Source organism: Chryseobacterium sp. 27AL, from assembly GCF_057815395.1.
This window is the reverse complement of record NZ_JBYRIW010000015.1, coordinates 1-20824: the sequence shown is the minus strand read 5'-3', so window position 1 is coordinate 20824 and position 20824 is coordinate 1. Positions and strand designations below refer to the sequence as shown.

Here is a 20824-nt window from a genome sequence, read left to right as displayed (position 1 = left end):
AATAATGAATATCCTATACATCCACCAATATTTCGTAACTCCTCAGGAGCCAGGAGGAACAAGATCGTACTGGCTGGCACAAGAACTTATTAAAAACGGGCATAAAGTTACTATGCTCACCTCATCGTCGAAATTTTCAGAGGATATTAAAGTGGTAAACATTGATGGTATTGAAGTCGTTTATATAAAAGAAGACTACGACCAGAATATGAGTGTTTCCAGAAGGTTAAAGGCCTTCTTGAAATTTATGTACAAATCATCTGTAGTAGGAATGAAACAGAAAGATATCGATTTGGTAATTGCTACATCTACTCCTCTTACAATAGGTATTCCGGCACTGATATTAAAGTGGTTTAAAAAGAAGCCTTTTGTTTTTGAAGTAAGAGACCTCTGGCCGGAGGTGCCAATACAGATGGGGGCCATAAAAAATAGTTGGGCAATAAAAACGACTCGTCTGCTGGAAAAAGTGATTTATAAAAATGCTTCCCATGTTATTGCTCTTTCTCCTGGTATGCAGGCTGGAGTTGTAAAGTATATTCCTAAAGAAAAAACATCCATGATTCCTAATATGGCTAAAATGGACGAATTCTGGCCTAGGGGAAAAAATGATCAACTGATGGAAAAGCTCGGCTTAAAAAAAGATTCCTTCAAAATAGTTCACTTTGGTTCTTTGGGGTTGGCAAATGGGGCTCAGACAATTGTTGAATCCGCCAAATTATTAAACAATAGAGAAGATATAGAATTTTTGTTTGTAGGAGGAGGTTCTACCGAAAAAGATTTGATAGAAGAAGTAGAAAAAAGCAATCTTAAAAATGTGAAATTTCTCGGAAAGTTCCCTATGACTGACGTATCTGAAATTGTCAATTTTTCGGATGTTTCGATGATTTCCTTTTTGGATATTCCTATTTTGTATACCAATTCTCCAAACAAGCTTTTCGATTCGTTGTCTGCAGGAAAACCAATTATTGTAAACTCTGCCGGCTGGACGAAAGATATAGCCGAAAAATATCATTGCGGATTTTATGTAAACCCAAACCGTCCGGAAGAACTTGCACAAAAAGTACTCTATCTGAAAGACAATCCTGAATTGGTAAAGGAAATGGGACAGAATGCAAGGAAATTGGCTGAAACAGTTTATGATAAATCCATTTTGTGTAAAAAATTTGTTGAAGTCATCGAACAAACAGAATAAATGATCAAGAGAAAGAATCTATTGTATGTACAAATTATAGATAAAGGGTTATCTTAGAATTTAAAGTAACAAGAATGTTGATTTTTTTTGTGTTTTTTATAATCGACTTTCTTAAATTTTCTAAGTAAAATAGGGCAGAAGAGTATTAAGTACAGCTCTATATTAATTTTTTTATCTTTGACAATCTGTATCTTAACAATAACTTTGAAAGAAAAGAAATACGTTTCTTTGGAAAAGTTAAAAAAATCTATATATTTGCACCAGTTAAAAATCAAATGCTACCTTAAAAAATTGATCCGGTAGTTCAGCTGGTTAGAATGCCGCCCTGTCACGGCGGAGGTCGCGGGTTCGAGTCCCGTCCGGATCGCAACTATTATCAGAATAGTGAGAAACGCTTTAAAAACAGATGTTTTAAAGCGTTTTTTGTTTTATCTGTTCAAAAGGATAAACTGAAATCATAAATGTTATCGGTTACAAAACGAATGATAAAATATAGAAAACTATATATACCGTTATAAGTCAATGGAAATTGCAATGAATGGTATCTGAGTTTTTCTTATATAGATTGTACGAGAATTTTGCTTCTGCTTTAATAGAGTATAATAGAAAAGCAGAAAATCTTCCGATTATCTGCTTTTTTCATACGTAAATATTTTCATCTATTAAATAAAAGCCAAATTTTGCAGCATAGAAACAGAAATTTGATTTTAAGAATTTTTAAATTGTCTTCAAATACAATTCCTGCAGCTCGTCAGCCGAAAAGGTTTTTGAGGGGAGATTTTGTACAAGTTCACCTTGCTTCATAATTCCAATATTGGTAGCCACACTTACGGCGTTGAAAATATCGTGGGTTGCCATTAGAACTGTTCTTCCTTCTTTTCCCAATTGACGCACTATTTCAGTGAATTCTGCAGTGGCAATCGGGTCGAGTCCGCTGGTTGGTTCATCAAGAAGGAGAACTTTGGCATCTTTGGCCAGCGCAATAGCAATCCCTACTTTTTGCCGCATACCTTTGGAATAGCCGCCTAAAGGTTTTTCATGAGCAGTTTCCTGCAATCCCGTACGCTTCAGAAGCGCGGAAAGTTCTGTTTTAGAGTAATGGAAGCCTGCAATTTTTGAAAAGAAATCAAGATTTTCAATTCCGGTAAGATTGGAATAGAGCAAAACGGTTTCAGGAATGTAAGCCAAATGTTTTTTAATTTTTTCCGGATGGTCTTTTACCGAAATATTGTTGATGTATGCATCTCCGGAAGTGGCTTTAATTAAACCCAACAGAATATTGATTGTTGTACTTTTTCCGGCTCCGTTTTGCCCCAGAAGCGCAAAGATTTCACCTTCCCGGATTTCCAGATTAAGAGATTGTAATGCAGTAAAATCGTTGTATTTTTTGTGAAGATTGATGGTTTTTAACATAGCTTTCTGAATGTATTTTGTGAAAGGATTAGCAATAAAAAAATGAAAATCAGATAAGGAAGAAACGCCGCTAATATATTGGGTTTCTCCTGATCAGTAAAGGTTTTTACGGTTTGTCTGGTCCAGTCGATGACTTTTCCGTTTACGTTTTCAAAAATATACGGATAAAAATAAAGCCTTTGTTTCTCATGGAAATTCTTTAAAGCTTCGGCGTAATTCAGTTGGTTTTCCATGCCGGTTTTGGCAACCTTACTCTGAACCAGCTGTGTCTGGATATTTGGTAAAAGATATCCCAAATAAACAGCTGCATTGTTTCTGTTCTGCATTTTTTCACGATATTGTTTTGAAGATTCCGCCGATTCAACATTCGCCATGTGCTGCATGGCGTAATACCACGTGTAAGAGTAGCCACTGTCTTCTGAAACGGAATATTTACTGAACTGCGGATAAATTTTATGGAATTTATTCATCGTGGGAACCTTAGCCTCATCCCATTTGTTATGATAGCCCTCGCGCTGCTCAATCTGTGCCTGCAAGCCTTCTTTCACGGGAATTACTTTCTGAATGATCATGTTTCCCGTCATCGGAATAATGAAATTCATACTCATCCAGAAAATTACCAGGGTCAAAGCATTCCATGAGGACGATTTCTGGAAACCGATGATCCACCGGCATAAGGCAAGCCAGAAGATCAGATAGAGCAGGCCTGACAAAGTAAAGATAATAAAAGCCGGATCAATCGGGATTTTAATGTAAAGAACAGCAATGAGTAGCAATAAAAGGTAAATAGAACTTACTGCCAGTAAACGAATCAGCAGTTTAGCATCAATCAGTTTTCTTACATTTTGACTCTGTACAGAAAGCAGTTTCCAGGTACCTTTTTCCTGGTCTTCGGAAATGATGTTATAGCAAAATGCAATAATCACCAGCGGAAAAAGAAAAACCAGCACAAAAGCAAAGTCGAAATTTCCTACTGCGGCATTGGCCGGATTGAAAAAATCGGAATTGTTTTTCTGTTCTTCCAGGTTTCGTATGGTGACGCCTTTTATGGAAGGGTTCAGATCTCTCAACCCGATATTCAAAGCGGCGAGTTTGGGCATTTCATTAACGAGGTTAAATTTAACATAATAAAGCAAAAGGCCAATGTCGTCACTGTGTAAAGCCACATTTTTCTCAAGGCTGTTTTTTTGATACATTGCGCTTTTAGCAATAATATCTTCGTTTCTGTCAAGAAATTTTTTACCGGTGTACAAAGAGCTTAAGCCAGCCAGAAGCAGTATTATTAAAGAAATGATGTAGGCTTTATTTCGGTAAAACTGTTTATATAAATAATGATTCATGAGATTAATTTTAAATTTTTAGCACTTAATTCAACCATCAGTATACAGACAAAAAGCCAGAAAACAATTGCCAGCAAAGGAAGAAGCTGATTGCTCAGACTTGCTTTTAGGGAAGTGAACTCATATTGAAAATCCGGGAATTTCTGCCAGTTTTCCTTGCTCACCATTGCCTGCTTTTCTCCTGGTTTCGGTTTAATGTTGCTGATCTGCTTAATCTGCAGGTCGTTCATTCGCTGCGCGAGTGTATAACGGTATTCTTCCGCCTGGTTCTGAAATTGCTGATATGCAAAATAATCCGTTCCCGAAGCCGTCATTGAAAGGTTTTTAATCGCCATCACCGGATTGATAAACCCGAAAGTCTCATTCAGTTTTTGTTGGCGGTTATACTGTTCCTGAAGTTTTTTCAAATGTTCCACATACAGTTTGGAGCTGATTCTTTCTCCTTCTTTCATCACAATTCCGCCATAATTTACAGGTAGCTCGTCGGTTGTCTTTACCTTATATTTTGCCAGTAAAGAGTCTTTAATATGCTTAAAATGCGGATCATCGGGATTGTGACTGTCACCTACTTTCAGGACATCTTCTTCGACGCTGGTTTCAAAAGCAATTCTGGATGGAGTAGGATAAAGGTTCTGAGCAGCAAACTGAACTCCTTTCGGTAAAAAGATCACGAGAATCAGCCATGAACCGATTAAACTGATTAAAGCTGAAGACGAAGTTTGGCTTGCTGCAGATAGTAAAACTGTTAAAGTGCTGAAGAAAAAATAGTACACCATATAGGCGGGAAATATCACCAGCATTCTTGATAAAATATCAGTGAAATCACTTGCTTCAGGCATGAGTCCCATCAATAAGACGACAGGAATCAGAGGAAGTAAAAACAGTAATGAAAACTGCCAGAGCCCAAGAATCTTCCCCCATAATATAGCTCTCGTCGATGCCCCCTGAACAGTAAGGATCTTCAGCGTGGCATCTTCTCGTTCCTTAACAACAAGTCCGAATCCCAGAAATAAAATGATCAGCGGAACAATTGCCTGCAGGATAAATGCGGTGCTGAATGCTCCGAAACGAACGAGAACTCCGGAACTTCCCGCCTCAGAGAGATTGGCAGTATTCTGTTTGTGAGCCTCCAGGAAAATAACATTTCCAAGATAATCATCCAGGCCGTTATCAAAAATACTCAGCGGATGCCCGATCCTGAAAACAAGATAGCCGTAATGTGCCATCCTGTGCGGATGCTTGTCGGGCCTGTGTTCCCAGTTTTCACGGGTTTCCTGGCGGTATTCTTTTACTTTTGAATAGTTTTCACTGTATTTGGTAAATCCGATTATGATGCTTAAAAAGCAAAACAGGAGAACGGTGACGGCAATGAGCAGGTTTTGCCTGCTTTTCAGTAAGTCCTGCCGGGTTTTTCTTACAATGAGTTTAAAGTTTGAAAAATCCATATTTTAAAATTTATAAGTTGCGGTGAATAAATAATTTCTTGGTGTTCCGGGGAAGAGACGCAGGTAATTCTGGGCGCCAACCCAATATTTTGTGTTCGCAATATTATTCACATTCAAAGCCAGCCGAAGCCCGGTTTGCGGAATAGAATAATAGATCGCTGCATCTAAAGTGGTATAAGCAGGAAGCTCAAAACTTCTTGTAAACCAGGGAATTTTTTTGCTCTGGTACAGCATTCCTGCTCCGATTCCGAAGTTTTTTAAAGCCTGAATGTGGGTGAAGTTATACCTGGTCCAGATATTAACTGAATTTTTTGATGTATTTTCTTTCGCGAGACCAATTAATGCAGGATTGGAATCATCCAAAACTTTAGCATCAATATAACTGTAGCCGGCATACAGATGCCATTGAGAAAGAATATATCCTGTGATTTCAGCCTCAACACCACGGCTTCTGTCGGCACCACGCTGAATCAGCTGATCGGGCTCCGCAGGATTATTGGCACTTACCAGAATGTTTTTCTGATTGATTTCATACAGGGAAAGGCTTGCATCAATCTTTCTGAACAGCTTCGTTTTAATCCCAAGTTCTTTTAATTCGGAAATCAAAGGCCTGTACAATGATGCAGAAACTGCCCCTGTGAAACCTGCTGTTTGAGGCATCAGAGAAATCGTGTTGGATTGCGGCTGATAACCGGTAAGGTATGTTCCGTAGATATTGGTGTTTTCTGTAACGCTGTACGTGAGACCAACCCTGTAAAGCATTTTCTGATTCCTGAATGAGCTTTCTTCTGTTTTTTTGTAATTGGTAATATCCTGGAACCATTCCTGTCTTAATCCGGCTAAAAGCTTGAATTTTTTCCACGTCAGCAAATGTTGTATGTACGCTGCATGGGTAGTCGTTAAAGCGGTAGGTAAAGGATTAATGATGTTTAAAACGGCATAATCACTTCCCTGATGATTTACGGCTCCCGGCGTAAGGTCAAAAGGATTGACGTTAGGTTTCGGAAGGGTAATTCCATTGTAAACCATGGTTTGGTATAGAGCTGCATTTGCAGGATTGTATGATGGGGATATGCTTCCGTCTTTTAAAAGAAAGCCTCTTGCTGCGTCCTGTTTTCCTCCGCTTTTCTTCTCCCAGATATGGCTGTCGTATCCTGTTAATGTTTGATGTATAAATGCACCTGTTTTATAATTGAAATTAAAGTAGGCGTTAATATTATCTACTTTCCAATGCTGAACTCTCTCCAGATACTGCATCATGGCAAGGCTGGAAATCGGTTGGTTGTTGATATCCGGCACAAATGCGTTGGTCGTCCTTGTTTTGCGGGTGTCTTCATCCCAGAATTGTTTCATATATGAAGCATTAAAGCTGATGTTGCTATTAAAATGATGAGACAAGCTTCCCATTAAGGTCATATCCTTTGTTTTAAAGTAATCTCCGGGTGCACCGAGGTTTAAACTTATGGGCGTACTGTTGAGATCGGTTTTCCCGGCAACAGCTCCGAATATGGGCTGTCCGCGGTCAAGGTTACCGTTCATGTTGTTAAAGATCATTTCAACGTTTACGGAGGTTTTTTCATTGGGAATAAATGAAATGGATGGCGCAATCAAAATCCCATTGTTTTTAACATTATCCCGGAAAGATTTAGCATCCTGATGTACTCCGTTGAAACGGTACAGCAATGTTCGGCTTTTATTCAAAGGTCCGGTAATATCTGTAGTAATGCGGTAGGTATCGAAACTTCCGCCGGATAAGCTGATTTCATATCGAGGATTGGACAAAGGCTTTTTAGTTACCATATTGATGGTTCCTCCGGGATCAGTACTCGACATGGTAATACTTGCTGGCCCTTTAAAAACTTCTACGCGCTCGATGTGCGGTGTCATTGGCTGCAAAAAATAGTACTGCCTGGTACGCATACCGTTGATGATCTGGCCTTCCTCATTCTGACTGATTCCTCTGATGCTGTACTGATTATAGAAACTGACATTGGAAACTCCTGCCACATTTTTCAGGGCGTCACCGAGCCTAAAGGCCTGTCTGTCGGTGATAAGCTCTTTGGTTACGGTATTCAGCGTGAGGGGCAGATCTTTATTTTTCATCGCAATTTTTGTAGCTGCAAATGAATAGTCAGAAACATAATCCTGAGATCTTCTTCCAACAATTTCTACCGTCTGAATAGTTGCCGGAACCGAATCTTTTTTCACCTTCTGTGCGGTGACGGCTGTGGAAAATAAGAGAAAGCTTAAGCCTGACCACCGATAAGGCCTGATGGAAATTAAATGAATAATATTCCACGAAATAAAATAGTTAAATGACATAAAAAAAGATAAAAAGGCATAAAACACCCTATGGATCAAAGAATATTTTCTGCGTTTAAGCAGATATCCACAAACTGGTAGCTGATCTTACCATCTGCGAATGATAATAGTCTTAGCTGGAAATGATCCGGCTATACATCAAGAAAAGCGGGCTGGTGGGGCTCTAGACGAGAAAAAGTCGATAAGGCAGCGGTATGCGACTAATTTTATATGAGGAATTTCGCTGGAATTTGTGTTTTGAAAAGCAAAATCCAGATTCTGAATTTCAGGAGTAAGGCCCGTATTCATTTGCAGGTGCAGAGCACACTGGCATTGATCATCCTGTGATAAAACAGCGCCTCTCTCTTTATTATTTTTCTTCCCGGCCTTCTTTGAAGTTGAATGCTTTGCATGCTCAAGAGATACAGAGATCCCACTGACACTTGAAAGAAATACCAGTAACAACGAAAAGACAAAAAAAAGTTTTACTGTTTTTTGCATAAAAGAGTGGCAAAGATAAATAATATTATTGGTTAAAGCTATCAAAGAGTGGCTCAGGCCTTCAATATTTAAATTTATTTAGCAAATTCATTTACTATTAACTGTAACTGAGCGTTAAAGAACAGAAATGAAAAATCACAATTCGTATTCTCAACACAAGGTTGTTCTGGTTAGGAGAATATATGTGGCAGCTGCCGCTTTCTAGAATCTATTTTCAACCTCTGCTGCTTTCAGCATCAGATAATGTAAATCGGTGTTCTTCATAAACGGTTTCAGCTGGTCGCTGCCTGGTCCGTACATGGCGAGTTCCACATAATCGCCACTGTGGTCCATACTGATCCACCCCACATGGTCATGCTTTTTTTGTATTTCGGAAAAGGCTTTGTATGGCAGTTTTTTATAATTGTAAAGACCTTCCTCATCTTTTTCCAGACCTTTATAGAAGTTGAGAAGGTGGTTGGCTTCCTCATCGGACAGTGAAAACTGATTGTTTGCAAAAATCCAGTCCTTTACCTGTTGCGTGTTGAAATCAGTGTGGATGGTATTCAGCAGGAATTCATTCGTGAACTTATAATTGGCGATGCTGTTGAATTTTTTCGTGGTGTCGGCGCCGTAGATCGTTCCCGGATTGGCATTTCCGTGGTCTGTGGTAATGATGACCAATGTATTTCCATCTTTTTCGGCAAAATCCATTACCGTTTTTATCGCTTCATCAAAGGCCAGCTGATCGTGGATGAGTGCTGCAATATCATTGGCGTGTGCAGACCAGTCTACTTTTCCGGCTTCTACCTGAAGCACAAAACCTTCCTTATGGTCTTTCATGTGATCAATAGCGGTTTTTGTCATTTCGGCAAGCGTAGGTGTATTTTGCAATTCAGGAGTATTTTTCCGGTCGATGGAATAAGGAAGTGCACCTGTATTGAAGATGCCCAGAAGAGGTTTGGTTTTGTCTGCACTCTTGAGGTCGGAACGCTCTTTCAGGATCTGATAACCTTTTGACCGGTAGGTGGAATAGATGTCTTTTTTGTCTTTTCTTTTTTCAGGATTGAAGAATTCGTCTCCGCCACCCATCATCACATCAAAGCCAAATTCGGCGTACATCTCCGCAATATCCGGTTCGGCGCTCCTTTTTGCCGAATTGATACAAAAGCCTGCCGGTGTAGCGTGTGTAATCGTGACCGTAGTAACGCAGCCAGCCTTTTTACCCTTTTTCTTGAATTTCTGCCAGATCGGAAGATGTTGTTCACCATTCGGACCAACATTCAATGAGCCGTTATTGACCCGGAACCCGCCCCCAAAAGACGAACTTGCTGCCGCAGAATCTGTAACGATGGAACTTGGAAGCCGTATCCATCAAAGCGCGTGAAGCTTTATTTTCCAGATAGAGATTCATCCAGTTGCTTTCTCTTCCCAATATATTTTTCGAATAAAGATTGGCCATGGACAGTGTTCCGTTACTCATCCCGTCGCTGATCATAAAGATGATGTTTTTGGCCTTTTTCCCTTTAAAGCTTAACTTTTCTTCCTGATCTCTGCCAAATAGATCGAATGGATTAAATGTTAATGCTCCGGTAAGAAGTATAGAGCCACTCAAGAATTTTCGTCTGTTCATTGCTGATATTTTGATGTGAATTTAGAAATATTTTTTTTGCAGTAAATTAATCTAACATTAAAATTGCCCTGCTGTTGTTTTATTTAAAGATTTTTAGGGAAAGGATCTTCAAACGATAATTTCTGATCAAACATATATTTTTCATTGTATTTCAGAAGACATTTTTCCAGGTCGATGATCATTTGTTCTTTATTCAGATCCTGACCAATAAATACCATTTCGTTGGTTCTGTCGCCCCAGGTTTTGTCCCAATTACTTTCTATAAAATCTTGATTTTCTGCAAATGAAGGGTACATGGCTCGCTGGCTCATGGGCATACTGCACCACCATACCCCCGCTTTTTCCAGACGGAAAGAACCGCCTGCCTGCGAAAAATTGAGTGCATCATCGGGTCTGGAGGCCAGCCAAAACAATCCTTTGGCACGGATAACACCCGTGGGATACTGATGATTGAGATAATTCCAGAAACGCATAGGATGGAAGGGCTTCTTGTGTCGGAAAACAAAAGAGCTGAGGCCATATTCCTCGGTTTCAGGCGTATGGTGGTCTTTTTGAAGTTCCTTTTGCCATCCTGCAGATACCTGTGCGGTTTCAAAATCAAAAAGACCGGTATTCAGGATCTCTTTTGGATTTACTTTTCCGAATTCGGCTTTAATGAATTTTGCGTCCGGATTGAGTTTTTTTATCGCAGCTTCCAGAAAATCCACGCTTTCTACCGTTACCAGATCGGTTTTATTAAGGATAATGACATTGGCAAATTCCACCTGATCGGTCAGCAGATTGACGATTGTTCTGTAGTCACCTTCGATGTCGGTAAGTTCACGGTCTGTCAGTAGTTCACTGGTCCCGAAATCCCTGAAAAAATTGTGACAGTCTACAACGGTAACCATTGTATCAATATAGCTGAAATTTGAAAGGTTTATACCGCTTTCTTCATCGATATAGGAAAAGGTCTGGGCTATAGGCAAAGGCTCTGCAATTCCGGTGCCTTCGATCAGAAGATAATCGAAACGGTTTTCTTTGGCAAGACGTTCCACTTCAACTAAAAGGTCGTCTCTAAGTGTACAGCATATGCAGCCGTTGCTCATTTCCACCAGTCTCTCTTCGGTACGGGAAAGCGAATTCTGGTTTCTGATCAGATTTGCATCAATATTAACCTCACTCATATCATTTACAATGACTGCAACCTTCAGATTGTCTTTATTGTGAAGAATATGGTTCAGCAAGGTAGTTTTACCGGCGCCTAAAAAACCGCTCAGAACGGTGACAGGAATTCTATTTTGCATTGATAAGAATTTATTTTAAATATATAAAACAATTAATTATTTATACTCTGTTGTTTATTAATAGGGAGGATCGATTATAACTGATCTGTATTGCTTACAATTAATGTTTATGTTTTTTAAAATTGATAATATGGGCGGTGATTAATCCGGCAGCGCCAATAAAAATCAGTTCTGAATGAATATGGAAAATAAAATCCAGCAAGATAGAGATAGCGATCAGCGCAATGGAAGTCCAGAAAAGAACTTTCAGCCAGACAAGTTCAATATTTTTTGTAATTCTGAAAACGACTGTTGATCCTATGATGAGAAATAATGTATCAATAAGCGGATTGTGAGAGATTCCCAATGGGATAACCATTATTAAAGGAAATAGAATACAGTGGATTAGGCATAAAACTGCTGCGGAAAGACCTATGTAATCTAATATTTTTGTTTTCATAATTCTTATTGTAACTTTGTTGCAAAAGTAGACAATAAATTTTAATAACGCAACTTTGTTGCATTAATTTATGAAACAGACAAGAAGCACACAGGCCAAAACAGAGATTTTACGAATTATCAGCGAATCTCAAACGGCATTGTCGCATTCGGATATTCAGGGCAAACTTGGTGACCTGTGTAACCGGGTAACTATTTACAGGGTTCTTGAAAGGCTGGAAGAAGAAGGAAAAGTTCATAAGATTGTAAATGTGGATGGGGTGGTCAATTTTGCTAAATGCAACAGTTGCTCACATACAAAGCATTATCACAATCACGTACATTTTTACTGCGAAAACTGCAAATCTGTAACGTGCATTGAAAATGTCGTTCCGGAGATTAAAATGCCGGCAAACTTTCTCATCAGGCAATATAATTTTGTGCTAAGTGGCCGCTGTGATAAATGCAGCCTTGATTAGTTACATACATTTTAATGATTATACTGAAATTTTTTTACCCAAACTGATATCATATTTGGGTATTATGTTTTTTATTTCTAAATATCCTTATTAAAACTGTTTAAACTAATTTCAGAATTAACCGCAAAAGTCTCAAAAGATAATCACACCGCAATGATTAGTATATTCAAAGTTCTCAAAAGAATAAAAATCGAAGATTTTTTAACTACTGTAACCTTTTTTTTATGTGTATTCATCAACTTTAAATAAAAGCTAAGCTCATCTTTTGTGACTTTTGACTACGTCGAACGTTTGGTTTGTGGTTATATAAAGTTTAAAACAGACTTATTGTAAAAAATGTGGGATTTTAACAGTTTTTCCTTTAACTTTATGAAATGGACGTTTTACAGAATTTGAAAATCAGAACTACTCTCAAAAAAGGCATAACCATTCCCAGTCTTTTTTTTATCATCGGAGTTTGCCTTTTATCGGCTGTTTACCCAGACGTTACGGAGAATATGCTCAATATCGTCAAGAACTTTATCTTTGTTAATCTTAATTGGGTGTATGTCTGGTCGGTGACCTTGTTTGTCATATTCCTGGTGTATATTATGGCCAGCAAGTACGGAAATATACGGCTTGGCAGGAATGACAGTAAACCAAATTATAGCTTCTTTTCCTGGATGTCAATGCTTTTTGCAGCGGGAATGGGTATTGGCTTAATGTATTTCAGTGTTGCGGAGCCGATGCAGCATTATTCTAATGAAATATTTTCTTCTAAATCACCGGTTCAAAGGGCTCAGAATGCGCAGCTGTATACTTTTTTTCACTGGGGCATCCATGCATGGGCTATCTATGGCGTGGTAGGTCTTGCGCTTGCCTATTTCTCGTACCGCTACAGGTTGCCCTTGTCTTTAAGAAGCTGCTTTTATCCTTTGCTTAAAGATAGGATTAAAGGAAAATGGGGGAACCTTATTGATGTTTTTGCTTTATGCAGCACATTTTTCGGAATTACGACAACTCTGGGATTTGGCGTTGTACAGATCAACTCGGGTCTTGTGACGTTACACATTTTACCGGAAACCAGTTTTCCTTACCAGGTTCTTATTGTAGCCGTTTTGGTTTCGTTAGCAATCTTTTCTGCGGTATCAGGATTGGATAAAGGCGTCAGGATTTTGAGTAATATCAATATTATTGCGGTGGTAATCCTGCTGCTGTTTGTGCTCATGCTTGGGCCTACGGTTTATCTGATCGGGAGTTTTACTGAAGGAATAGGAACCTACATCAATAGTTTTTTCAGCCTTACTTTCAATACCCATGTGTATGAGGAGAATACCCAGAGCTGGTTTTATGACTGGACGATCTTATACTGGGCCTGGTGGATCTCATGGTCTCCATACGTGGGACTCTTCATTGCAAGAATATCAAAAGGAAGAACTATAAGAGAGTTTGTAGCTGCCGTATTGATTCTGCCTACGCTTTTCAATTTTATATGGATGTCAGTTTTTGGAAACAGCGCCATCTGGTTTGATATGAATATGGCCAATGGCTATTTGAGCAAAATGGCCAATGATCCTGATGGGCTGATGTTTCAGTTTCTTGATTATCTTCCTCTTACAAAAGCCATCAGTTTCCTTGTGATCAGCATCATCATTATTTTCTTTGTAACTTCAGCAGATAGTGGCATTTTCGTAATGAACAGCATTGCTACTAAAAATGCCAGAATATCACCGAAATGGCAAACTGTTGGTTGGGGTATACTTCTCGCAGTACTGGCATTAATGCTTCTGAACGCCGGAGGTTTGGCGGCTCTGCAAAGCATGACACTCATTACCGCGCTGCCGTTTTCAATTATTATGCTTTTATTTATTGTAAGTCTCACGAAAGCACTGATCATTGACAAAGGTTATTACGAAAAAGATTTTTCTTCAACTACCGTTCCCTGGTCAGGAGAGCACTGGAAAGAGCGGCTGAGGCAAATCGTATCATTCAATGATGAAAAATCCACAGAACTGTACATCAAAACTACGGTTCAGCATGCATTTGAAGAACTGATGGAGGAGTTTTCAAAGAATGGTATTGAGGCTAAAATCAATTCGCAGAATAGTCCGCAAAGTATTGAAATTGAGATAAAGTATGGGGTCATCAATAACTTTAAATATGGTGTGAAAAAAGAATCAAAAATGTTGTCAGAATATCTGTTAAATGAAGAGAACTTACCGGATTCAGACGAAGGGCTGGTGTATTATCCGAAATCCTATTTTGGCGACAACAGGGAGGGGTACGACATCAAACTGTTTACGAAGAATGAGCTTATCTCAGATGTATTAAAACATTATGAACGTTTTATAGATATCGTTTCTGAAGAAAAGAATACCATGTTTATAAGCAGTGATGCCAATCACCGCTTTAAATAAAAGTAGAGCAGAAATTATGAAAACATGAAACTATTAAGCTTACCATGATATAACGGAAAAAAAATTATTCATTTAATCCGCTTCCGTATTAATAATCCGTATGTTTTTTTCATGAATCCTTTTCTGCAGCCAACGCACAAGCTGATCCTTGTTGATATCCTTGCCGGAATACAGCATTGTAAATTGAAGCCTTGCACTGTCTGTACCAGGATATTGCTCGATTTTTCCGTACTCAATATTACCAATGTCAGGATAGAGGATCTTTATTTCCTGTAGAAGGGTTGAGTCCGCTACTTTATAGTTATCAAGTTCCTGTCTGAGTTTCGAAATGGCAATATCTTTTTCGGAAATATTACTGTCAAACTTATTGATCTCATTTAAAATTTCAGACTTGATATCGGTATCGTTCTGCCGTATGGTAAGCCGGGTGTCTGTAAGACCATTATCTGCCAGCATTTTATTAAAAGAAGCAATTTCCTTGTCGGTAAACTTTTTGTTGAGAAAAGCCAGATCGATGGTTTTGGGGCTTGAATTATAGTTAATCTTTTTGTAGATTACTGTATAGCCGTTATTTTCAAATTCTTTCTGGACAAACTGCTCAGCTGTCTTGGTAAATTTCTTCTCATTGAACAGATTATATGCCAGATAGAAGCTTGGTACAATCATGACAATGATTAAGACCGAAATGCCGTATCGGATTCTCTTTTCATATTTGCTGTCTATCAGCGAAGAAGGGTACTGAAGAAACTTTACGACAAAAAATGTAGCAATACAGATAAAAAAACAATTAATGGTATAGAGGTAAAATGCCCCAAAAAAATACGAAAAATTCAAAGTTGCCAATCCAAAACCTGCGGTACATAATGGGGGCATCAATGCGGTGGCAATGGCTACTCCCGGAATGGGATTGCCCTTTTCAACTCTTGTGATAGCGATTACACCGACCAATCCTCCAAAAAATGCGATAAGAACATCATATATGTTAGGCGCTGTCCTTGCCAACAGTTCGGACTGCACATCCTTGAACGGACTTACATAAAAATAGATCGCAGATACTGTAAGACTTACAAAGGTAGCGATGAGAAGATTTTTGAAGGACTTTTTAAGCAGCGAGAAATTGTAGGTTCCAAGAGCAAATCCTGCACCCACAATCGGTCCCATCAGCGGAGAAATAAGCATCGCCCCTATAATTACTGCCGTTGAATTAACATTGAGCCCGATAGAAGCTATAATGATAGCACATGCCAGTATCCACAGATTTGAACCGCGAAAAGAGATATTGGATATCACATTCTCAAGAACCTTGTCTTTTCTTTCTTCACCATTGTGAAGGTTGATAAAATTGAAAATATTTCTGATCATCCGTACTTATTTTGCAGAACGGTTGAGGATTATATACCCTATAATTCCACCGATGAGTGACGCAGCAAATATACCGATTTTTGCCTGTGTCTGGTACTCTTCAAGACTAAAAGCCAGTGAGGTGACAAAAAGCGACATGGTAAATCCTATGGAAGCTAAAAAACCTAACCCGAACAGGTTTTTAATCGTCATACCATCGGGTACTTTTGCGATTTTCAGTTTGATAAAGACCACACTGAATCCTACAATTCCTACTACTTTACCAATCAGAAGACCTAAAGCAGTACCTAACGCAATATTGTTGTTAAAAAGACTTTCCATATCAATACTCAAGGAAACACCGGCATTTGCAATGGCAAAGACGGGAATGATAAGGAATGACACAGCAGGATGCATAGCATGTTCCAGCCTCTGCAGTGGAGGAGTGGCGGCCAAAGTCGCTTCGTTCATTTTTTCCAGCACATGCAACTGTTCATTGGTGAGGGTAGGTGTGTTTTCGTCAGGATCAATATTTTTAAATCGTTCCAGGTAGGAATTAATTTTCGCAATAAAAATGTTTTCTCTGATCTTTACATCGGCAGGTATCGTAAATGCAGCGAGTACAGCGGCTATCGTTGCATGTACACCCGAAACCAGAAAGCACGTCCAGACTCCGCCAATTCCCAGCACTGCATAGAAAATGATTGATCTTACGCCAAGCTTATTTCCTAAATACATTAAAGCTAAAACGAAAAGTCCTGCCAATAAAAAAGTGATATTGATTTCTGCGGTATAGAAAAATGCAATGACAAGGACAGCTCCCAGATCATCGACAATGGCCAGGGCCGTTAAAAAAACTTTAAGAGCCAGCGGGATCTTTTTTCCCAGAAGATAAAGAACTCCTAATGCAAAAGCAATATCGGTGGCCATTGGTATTCCCCAGCCTTTGTGGGGTTCACCTGAAGGATTAAAAAGAAGATAGATGATGGCAGGCATGACCATACCGCCTACTGCGGCCACAATGGGCAAAAGAGCTTTTCTGACATTCGAAAGCTCTCCCCCGATGATTTCCCTTTTCAGTTCTAATCCCACCACGAAGAAAAAAATAGACATGAGACCGTCATTAATCCAGTGGTGAATGGTGTAGTCAAAATAGGTTTCGTCGTTCCACCGGAATCCCAAAGACTGTTGGAGAACTTCATGATAACCAGAAGACAGAGGTGTATTGGCCAGTAAAAGGGCCAAAATAACACTGATCCCCAGCAATAGACCTCCGGATCGCTCCTGCTGGATGAATCTCTGCATAGGCTGCACGATCCTGTCTATCGGTTTTTGATTATAGCCATTACTCATTGTTTATTTATTTTGTAAGATGTAAATTTACAATATTCGCAGATGATTTCATGGTTATTGCAATGTCATATTGGTATATCAAAGGTTATCGGATCTCGGGAATGCCGGGAAAGTCATGATTTTGAAATTGTTGCAAAATTAAAATTTAAAAAAAAATTTTGTAATAAAAAATAACAACAGCAATAAATTAATTTATAATATTACAATTCCAAAACAACAAATTAAGGATCATGTCTACAAAAAAACTTGGCGAATGGTATGCCACCGCAATTTGCGGAAACGATATCACTTCTTCCTGTTTATATGTTTCTGCTTTGGCAATCGTTGCAGCAGGCCAATATGCCTGGATCGCTCTTTTGCTCGTTGCGGCAGTATTATATCTGTTCAGAAAAATCTATGGAGAGGTTGTAGGGGCACTTCCTCTAAATGGTGGTGCTTACAACGTATTGCTGAACACCACTTCCAAAAGCAATGCGTCCGTCGCAGCCTGTCTAACCATATTATCATATATGGCAACTGCAGTTATTTCTTCTAGTGAAGCGATGCATTATCTCCATCATATCTTACCGTTTTTTAATGTTAATATTGCTACGTTCGTTCTGCTGCTTGTATTTTTAGGACTTACTATTCTGGGGATCTCCGAAAGTGCGGTTGTGGCATTAGTCATCTTTATATTTCACCTTGCGACCATGGCTCTTCTCATTGGCTCGTGTGTGTATTTTGTTTTTGAAAACGGCTTTGCAATCTTGGCAGATAACTTTCATCTGCCGGTAAGAAATGGAAGCATTATGACGGCTATCTTTTTTGGTTTTTCAGCAGCAATGCTAGGTATTTCAGGTTTTGAAAGCTCTTCAAATTTCGTCGAAGAACAAAAAAGAGGAGTGTTTTCCAAGACTTTGAGAAATATGTGGATAGCTGTTTCTATCCTGAATCCCCTGCTCGCCTTTCTTGCAATATGCATCATTCCGGTTGCTGAAGTGGAATCTCATCAGAATTCTTTTCTGAGCTATGTGGGAACACTGACAGGTGGTAAATGGCTGGCTACTATTATTTCAATCAATGCCGTGTCTGTTTTGAGCGGTGCTGTTCTTACCTCTTTTGTCGGAGTAAACGGATTGATCAAAAGAATGACTCTGGACAGGATACTTCCCAATTACTTTCTGAAAGAAAATAAAAGGGGAAGCACATACAGGATTCTGATTTTATTTTTTCTTCTCTGCTGCTCAGTGCTGTTAGTAACGCGTGGGCAGTTGGGGCCTTTGGCAGCCGTATATGCGTTGTCTTTCTTAACTGTGATGGCCTCATTTGCTTTGGGTAATATTCTTTTGAAACTCAGGCGCTCACGTCTTCCACGGCCTGAAAACGCACGGCCCGGTGCTGTGGTGATCGCATTATTTGCCATCATTATTGCACTCTATGGCAATATCAAGACCAAGCCTCAGTATCTGGTCACCTTTCTCCAGTATTTTATTCCTTCGGTCCTTATTATTCTAGCGATGTTGATGAGGAAAGATATCATGCATTTTGTAGTCAATATGCTGGAGTCTGTATCCCGGGGATATAAAAAATATACCGTCACCAGACAGCGGTTCCTGAACCGGAAACTTAAAAAACTTTATGAGCAGAATTTCGTATTCTTTTCTAAAGGAGATGATATAGCAACTTTAAATAAGGTAATGATGTATCTTCACGAAAATGAAGTAACAAATAGAATGAAAATCGTTACCGTTCTCGAAAAGGAGCAAACTCCTGATCCTAAGTTTCTTGCCGATTTTGAAGTTTTAGACAGGGCATATCCGGACGTTGACATGGAATATATTACTTTGGTTGGTAAATTTACGCCTGAACTTGTAGATGAACTGAGTGAGAAATGGCAAGTTCCCAAAAACTTTATGTTTATCAGCAGTCCCGGGGAGAGGTTCAGTTACAGGGTTGACGAGTTAGGAGGCGTAAGGCTTATACTGTAAGTTAATCCCGGGCACATCAATGCTTAATTCTTTTTATATTGTAATCAACAACAAACCGGATTATGATACCATATGCCATTGCCGCTCTCATGCCGACAATTCTTCCATTTTTTTCGATAAGGTTCTCGATAGACCTGCTCTTATTCTTTATAACATTGAAGATTTGGGATGATCTATTTTGATTATTTTATGTAATGCGAAGTAGTGAATTAGCTATATTTTTGAAATTGTGAGGTTATGAAAACTATTTGCACCTTATTTATTTAAGCCAAATAAATTTCTATTCGTTCCTTGTTTTTTCCCTGTCCGCGCCTTTGGAGTCGTAAAGAACCTATTTCACCCGTCTTTAATATATGCGTTCCACCACAGGCGACTTGTCCAAAACCGTCAATTCTCCAATATCGTATTTCTTCCGCTTCGTCACTGAATGCACTTATAATAACTTTATCAGACTGGATGAGATCATTAAGCTTTTGCTCCAGAACAGGAAATATTTCCGAAATATCATTTGGCCATATAAAGTCGATTCTTGATTTTTCAGATGTTATGTTTGCGCCGATTTTTTGTGGTCTGCCGAAGTGCTGATTGACAAGTTCTAAGACTATTTCTGCTGCAAAGTGAAGCTTCATAATTTTATAGCGCTTATCCCAATCAATTTTTAAGTGTACGATGTCATTAGGTTTTAGGTTGTGTCCTTCGTCAATCGTGTAGAATATTTCTTTACCCAGTTTTTGTGCCTTAACGATTTTAAATCCGTTGATGGTGCCTTCGTCCGACTGTTGGCCGCCAGAAAATGCATATGCAATTGTTTCCTTTAATGTTATCACGTTGCCGGATATGCCGGTAACACTCGTTGTCAACTCAGTTCGGTAAGGATCCTCCCAAAAAATTTTTCTTACTGCCATAGTGATCATTTATTATTCTATTCTTAATAATTATCGTATACTGATAGTGGAATTTAATTTGCCGTAGCAAGAACAAATTATAACACAAAGTAATGTAAAATAGACATATAAGTACAGATACAATTTTTGTTAATTTAAAGGAGTACAGTTAAAGGTTTTCCCTGAATGAATTTGATACTGTCGAATTAGACGGGAAAGCGATTGATCAATATCTATGGATGATGTTGGACTGAACTGAAAATCTTTCGCATTAATACAACATTCTGTATGGCCTGATTTATTTCTTATGTCAGGTATTTACTATGAGCATAGTTTGGGTAAGCTCTTGGAACTGCAATCTAAACAGGAAATTGTTATTTCAAAAGAAGATATGGCTTCTTATCTTGGTGTTACCGTTAGAAGCCTGAACAGGGTATTAAAAAAAAATTAAAGGTTATCACTTATGTGAATATTTATGCCTGCAAAGCACTCTAATTTTTTTTCTTGATAATGTGACTATTACAGGAGTTTTTATTTAATAAAACGTATTTTTTTTGCAAAAACTAAAAAAAGCCCTATATTTGCACAGGTAAAAACAAACACTATTTAAATCTTGTTCTATAAAGTAACCCATTCAGTTACGCAATAACAAGAGAATAGTGTAAAGCTTATGGATAGGAAGTTTTTTCATAAAGATATATCCCGTCCGGATCGCTGAAGTTTCTCAATTCTTTAAAAAAAATTGATCCGGTAGTTCAGCTGGTTAGAATGCCGCCCTGTCACGGCGGAGGTCGCGGGTTCGAGTCCCGTCCGGATCGCAAATATCAAACCTGTATTGTAATAATGCAGGTTTTTTTATTTTGTAATAAAATTTCGCTCCACTAGATTTAAACAAAA

General features: G+C 38.7%; 13 protein-coding genes, 2 tRNA genes and 2 pseudogenes. 7 read left to right on the top strand and 10 right to left on the bottom strand.

Annotated elements, in window-relative coordinates; genetic code table 11:
- Positions 1-4 precede the first annotated feature (4 nt).
- Together AC3WV0_RS15940 and AC3WV0_RS15935 are read left to right on the top strand one after the other, a co-directional pair.
- A complete protein-coding gene (locus AC3WV0_RS15940; RefSeq protein WP_488847076.1) occupies positions 5-1192 on the top strand; it encodes a glycosyltransferase family 4 protein in 1188 nt (395 codons plus the stop codon).
- A gap of 293 nt (positions 1193-1485) precedes the next feature.
- Positions 1486-1559 (top strand) — tRNA-Asp (locus tag AC3WV0_RS15935).
- A gap of 350 nt (positions 1560-1909) precedes the next feature.
- Here the strand turns inward: AC3WV0_RS15935 and AC3WV0_RS15930 are convergent.
- The 7 genes and pseudogenes from AC3WV0_RS15930 to AC3WV0_RS15900 form a co-directional block, all read right to left on the bottom strand.
- On the bottom strand, positions 1910-2605 hold the full coding sequence (locus AC3WV0_RS15930; protein ID WP_488847075.1) for an ABC transporter ATP-binding protein: 696 nt from the start codon (positions 2603-2605) through the stop codon (positions 1910-1912).
- Entirely contained in the window at positions 2599-3945 is a 1347-nt protein-coding gene (locus AC3WV0_RS15925) for a DUF3526 domain-containing protein (protein WP_488847074.1), read from the bottom strand. Before AC3WV0_RS15925 ends, AC3WV0_RS15930 begins: the two co-directional genes overlap by 7 nt.
- Positions 3942-5390 carry an ABC transporter permease gene (locus AC3WV0_RS15920; protein WP_488847073.1) on the bottom strand — a complete coding sequence of 483 codons (1449 nt, stop codon included), beginning with the start codon at positions 5388-5390 and terminating at the stop codon, positions 3942-3944. Before AC3WV0_RS15920 ends, AC3WV0_RS15925 begins: the two co-directional genes overlap by 4 nt.
- Before the next feature lie 3 nt (positions 5391-5393).
- Positions 5394-7712: a TonB-dependent siderophore receptor gene (locus AC3WV0_RS15915; RefSeq protein WP_488847072.1), complete on the bottom strand. Its 2319-nt coding sequence runs from the start codon at positions 7710-7712 to the stop codon at positions 5394-5396.
- A 681-nt stretch (positions 7713-8393) separates the two neighbouring features.
- A pseudogene (locus AC3WV0_RS15910) lies at positions 8394-9804 on the bottom strand (alkaline phosphatase).
- An 83-nt stretch (positions 9805-9887) separates the two neighbouring features.
- Complete coding sequence (locus tag AC3WV0_RS15905) at positions 9888-11090, bottom strand: GTP-binding protein (RefSeq protein WP_488847071.1); 1203 nt, start codon at positions 11088-11090, stop codon at positions 9888-9890.
- 100 nt (positions 11091-11190) lie between these two features.
- Positions 11191-11529, bottom strand: a complete 339-nt coding sequence (locus tag AC3WV0_RS15900) for a MerC domain-containing protein (protein ID WP_488847070.1) — start codon at positions 11527-11529, stop codon at positions 11191-11193.
- A gap of 70 nt (positions 11530-11599) precedes the next feature.
- Between AC3WV0_RS15900 and AC3WV0_RS15895 the strand changes: the two genes are divergently transcribed.
- Both AC3WV0_RS15895 and AC3WV0_RS15890 read left to right on the top strand, forming a co-directional pair.
- Positions 11600-11986 (top strand): Fur family transcriptional regulator, encoded by a 387-nt coding sequence (locus AC3WV0_RS15895; protein ID WP_488847069.1) that lies wholly within the window; start codon positions 11600-11602, stop codon positions 11984-11986.
- Positions 11987-12360: 374 nt separating this feature from the next.
- On the top strand, positions 12361-14382 hold the full coding sequence (locus AC3WV0_RS15890; RefSeq protein ID WP_488847068.1) for a BCCT family transporter: 2022 nt from the start codon (positions 12361-12363) through the stop codon (positions 14380-14382).
- A gap of 72 nt (positions 14383-14454) precedes the next feature.
- Here the strand turns inward: AC3WV0_RS15890 and AC3WV0_RS15885 are convergent, their stop codons facing one another.
- Complete coding sequence (locus AC3WV0_RS15885) at positions 14455-15744, bottom strand: DUF389 domain-containing protein (protein ID WP_488847067.1); 1290 nt, start codon at positions 15742-15744, stop codon at positions 14455-14457.
- A gap of 6 nt (positions 15745-15750) precedes the next feature.
- On the bottom strand, positions 15751-17076 hold the full coding sequence (gene nhaA, locus AC3WV0_RS15880) for a Na+/H+ antiporter NhaA (RefSeq protein ID WP_488847066.1): 1326 nt from the start codon (positions 17074-17076) through the stop codon (positions 15751-15753).
- A gap of 230 nt (positions 17077-17306) precedes the next feature.
- On the opposite strand from nhaA, the gene AC3WV0_RS15875 reads away from it, so the two are divergent.
- Positions 17307-19043, top strand: coding sequence for an APC family permease (locus AC3WV0_RS15875; RefSeq protein WP_488847065.1), 1737 nt, complete (start codon positions 17307-17309; stop codon positions 19041-19043).
- A gap of 263 nt (positions 19044-19306) precedes the next feature.
- Here AC3WV0_RS15875 and AC3WV0_RS15870 read toward each other — a convergent pair whose 3' ends face one another.
- Complete coding sequence (locus AC3WV0_RS15870; RefSeq protein ID WP_488847064.1) at positions 19307-19948, bottom strand: alanyl-tRNA editing protein; 642 nt, start codon at positions 19946-19948, stop codon at positions 19307-19309.
- A 304-nt stretch (positions 19949-20252) separates the two neighbouring features.
- On the opposite strand from AC3WV0_RS15870, the pseudogene AC3WV0_RS15865 reads away from it, so the two are divergent.
- Positions 20253-20378, top strand: a pseudogene (locus AC3WV0_RS15865) (helix-turn-helix domain-containing protein); the annotation flags it as partial.
- Between the two features lie 293 nt (positions 20379-20671).
- A tRNA-Asp gene (locus tag AC3WV0_RS15860) sits at positions 20672-20745 on the top strand.
- The last annotated feature ends 79 nt before the right edge of the window (positions 20746-20824 follow it).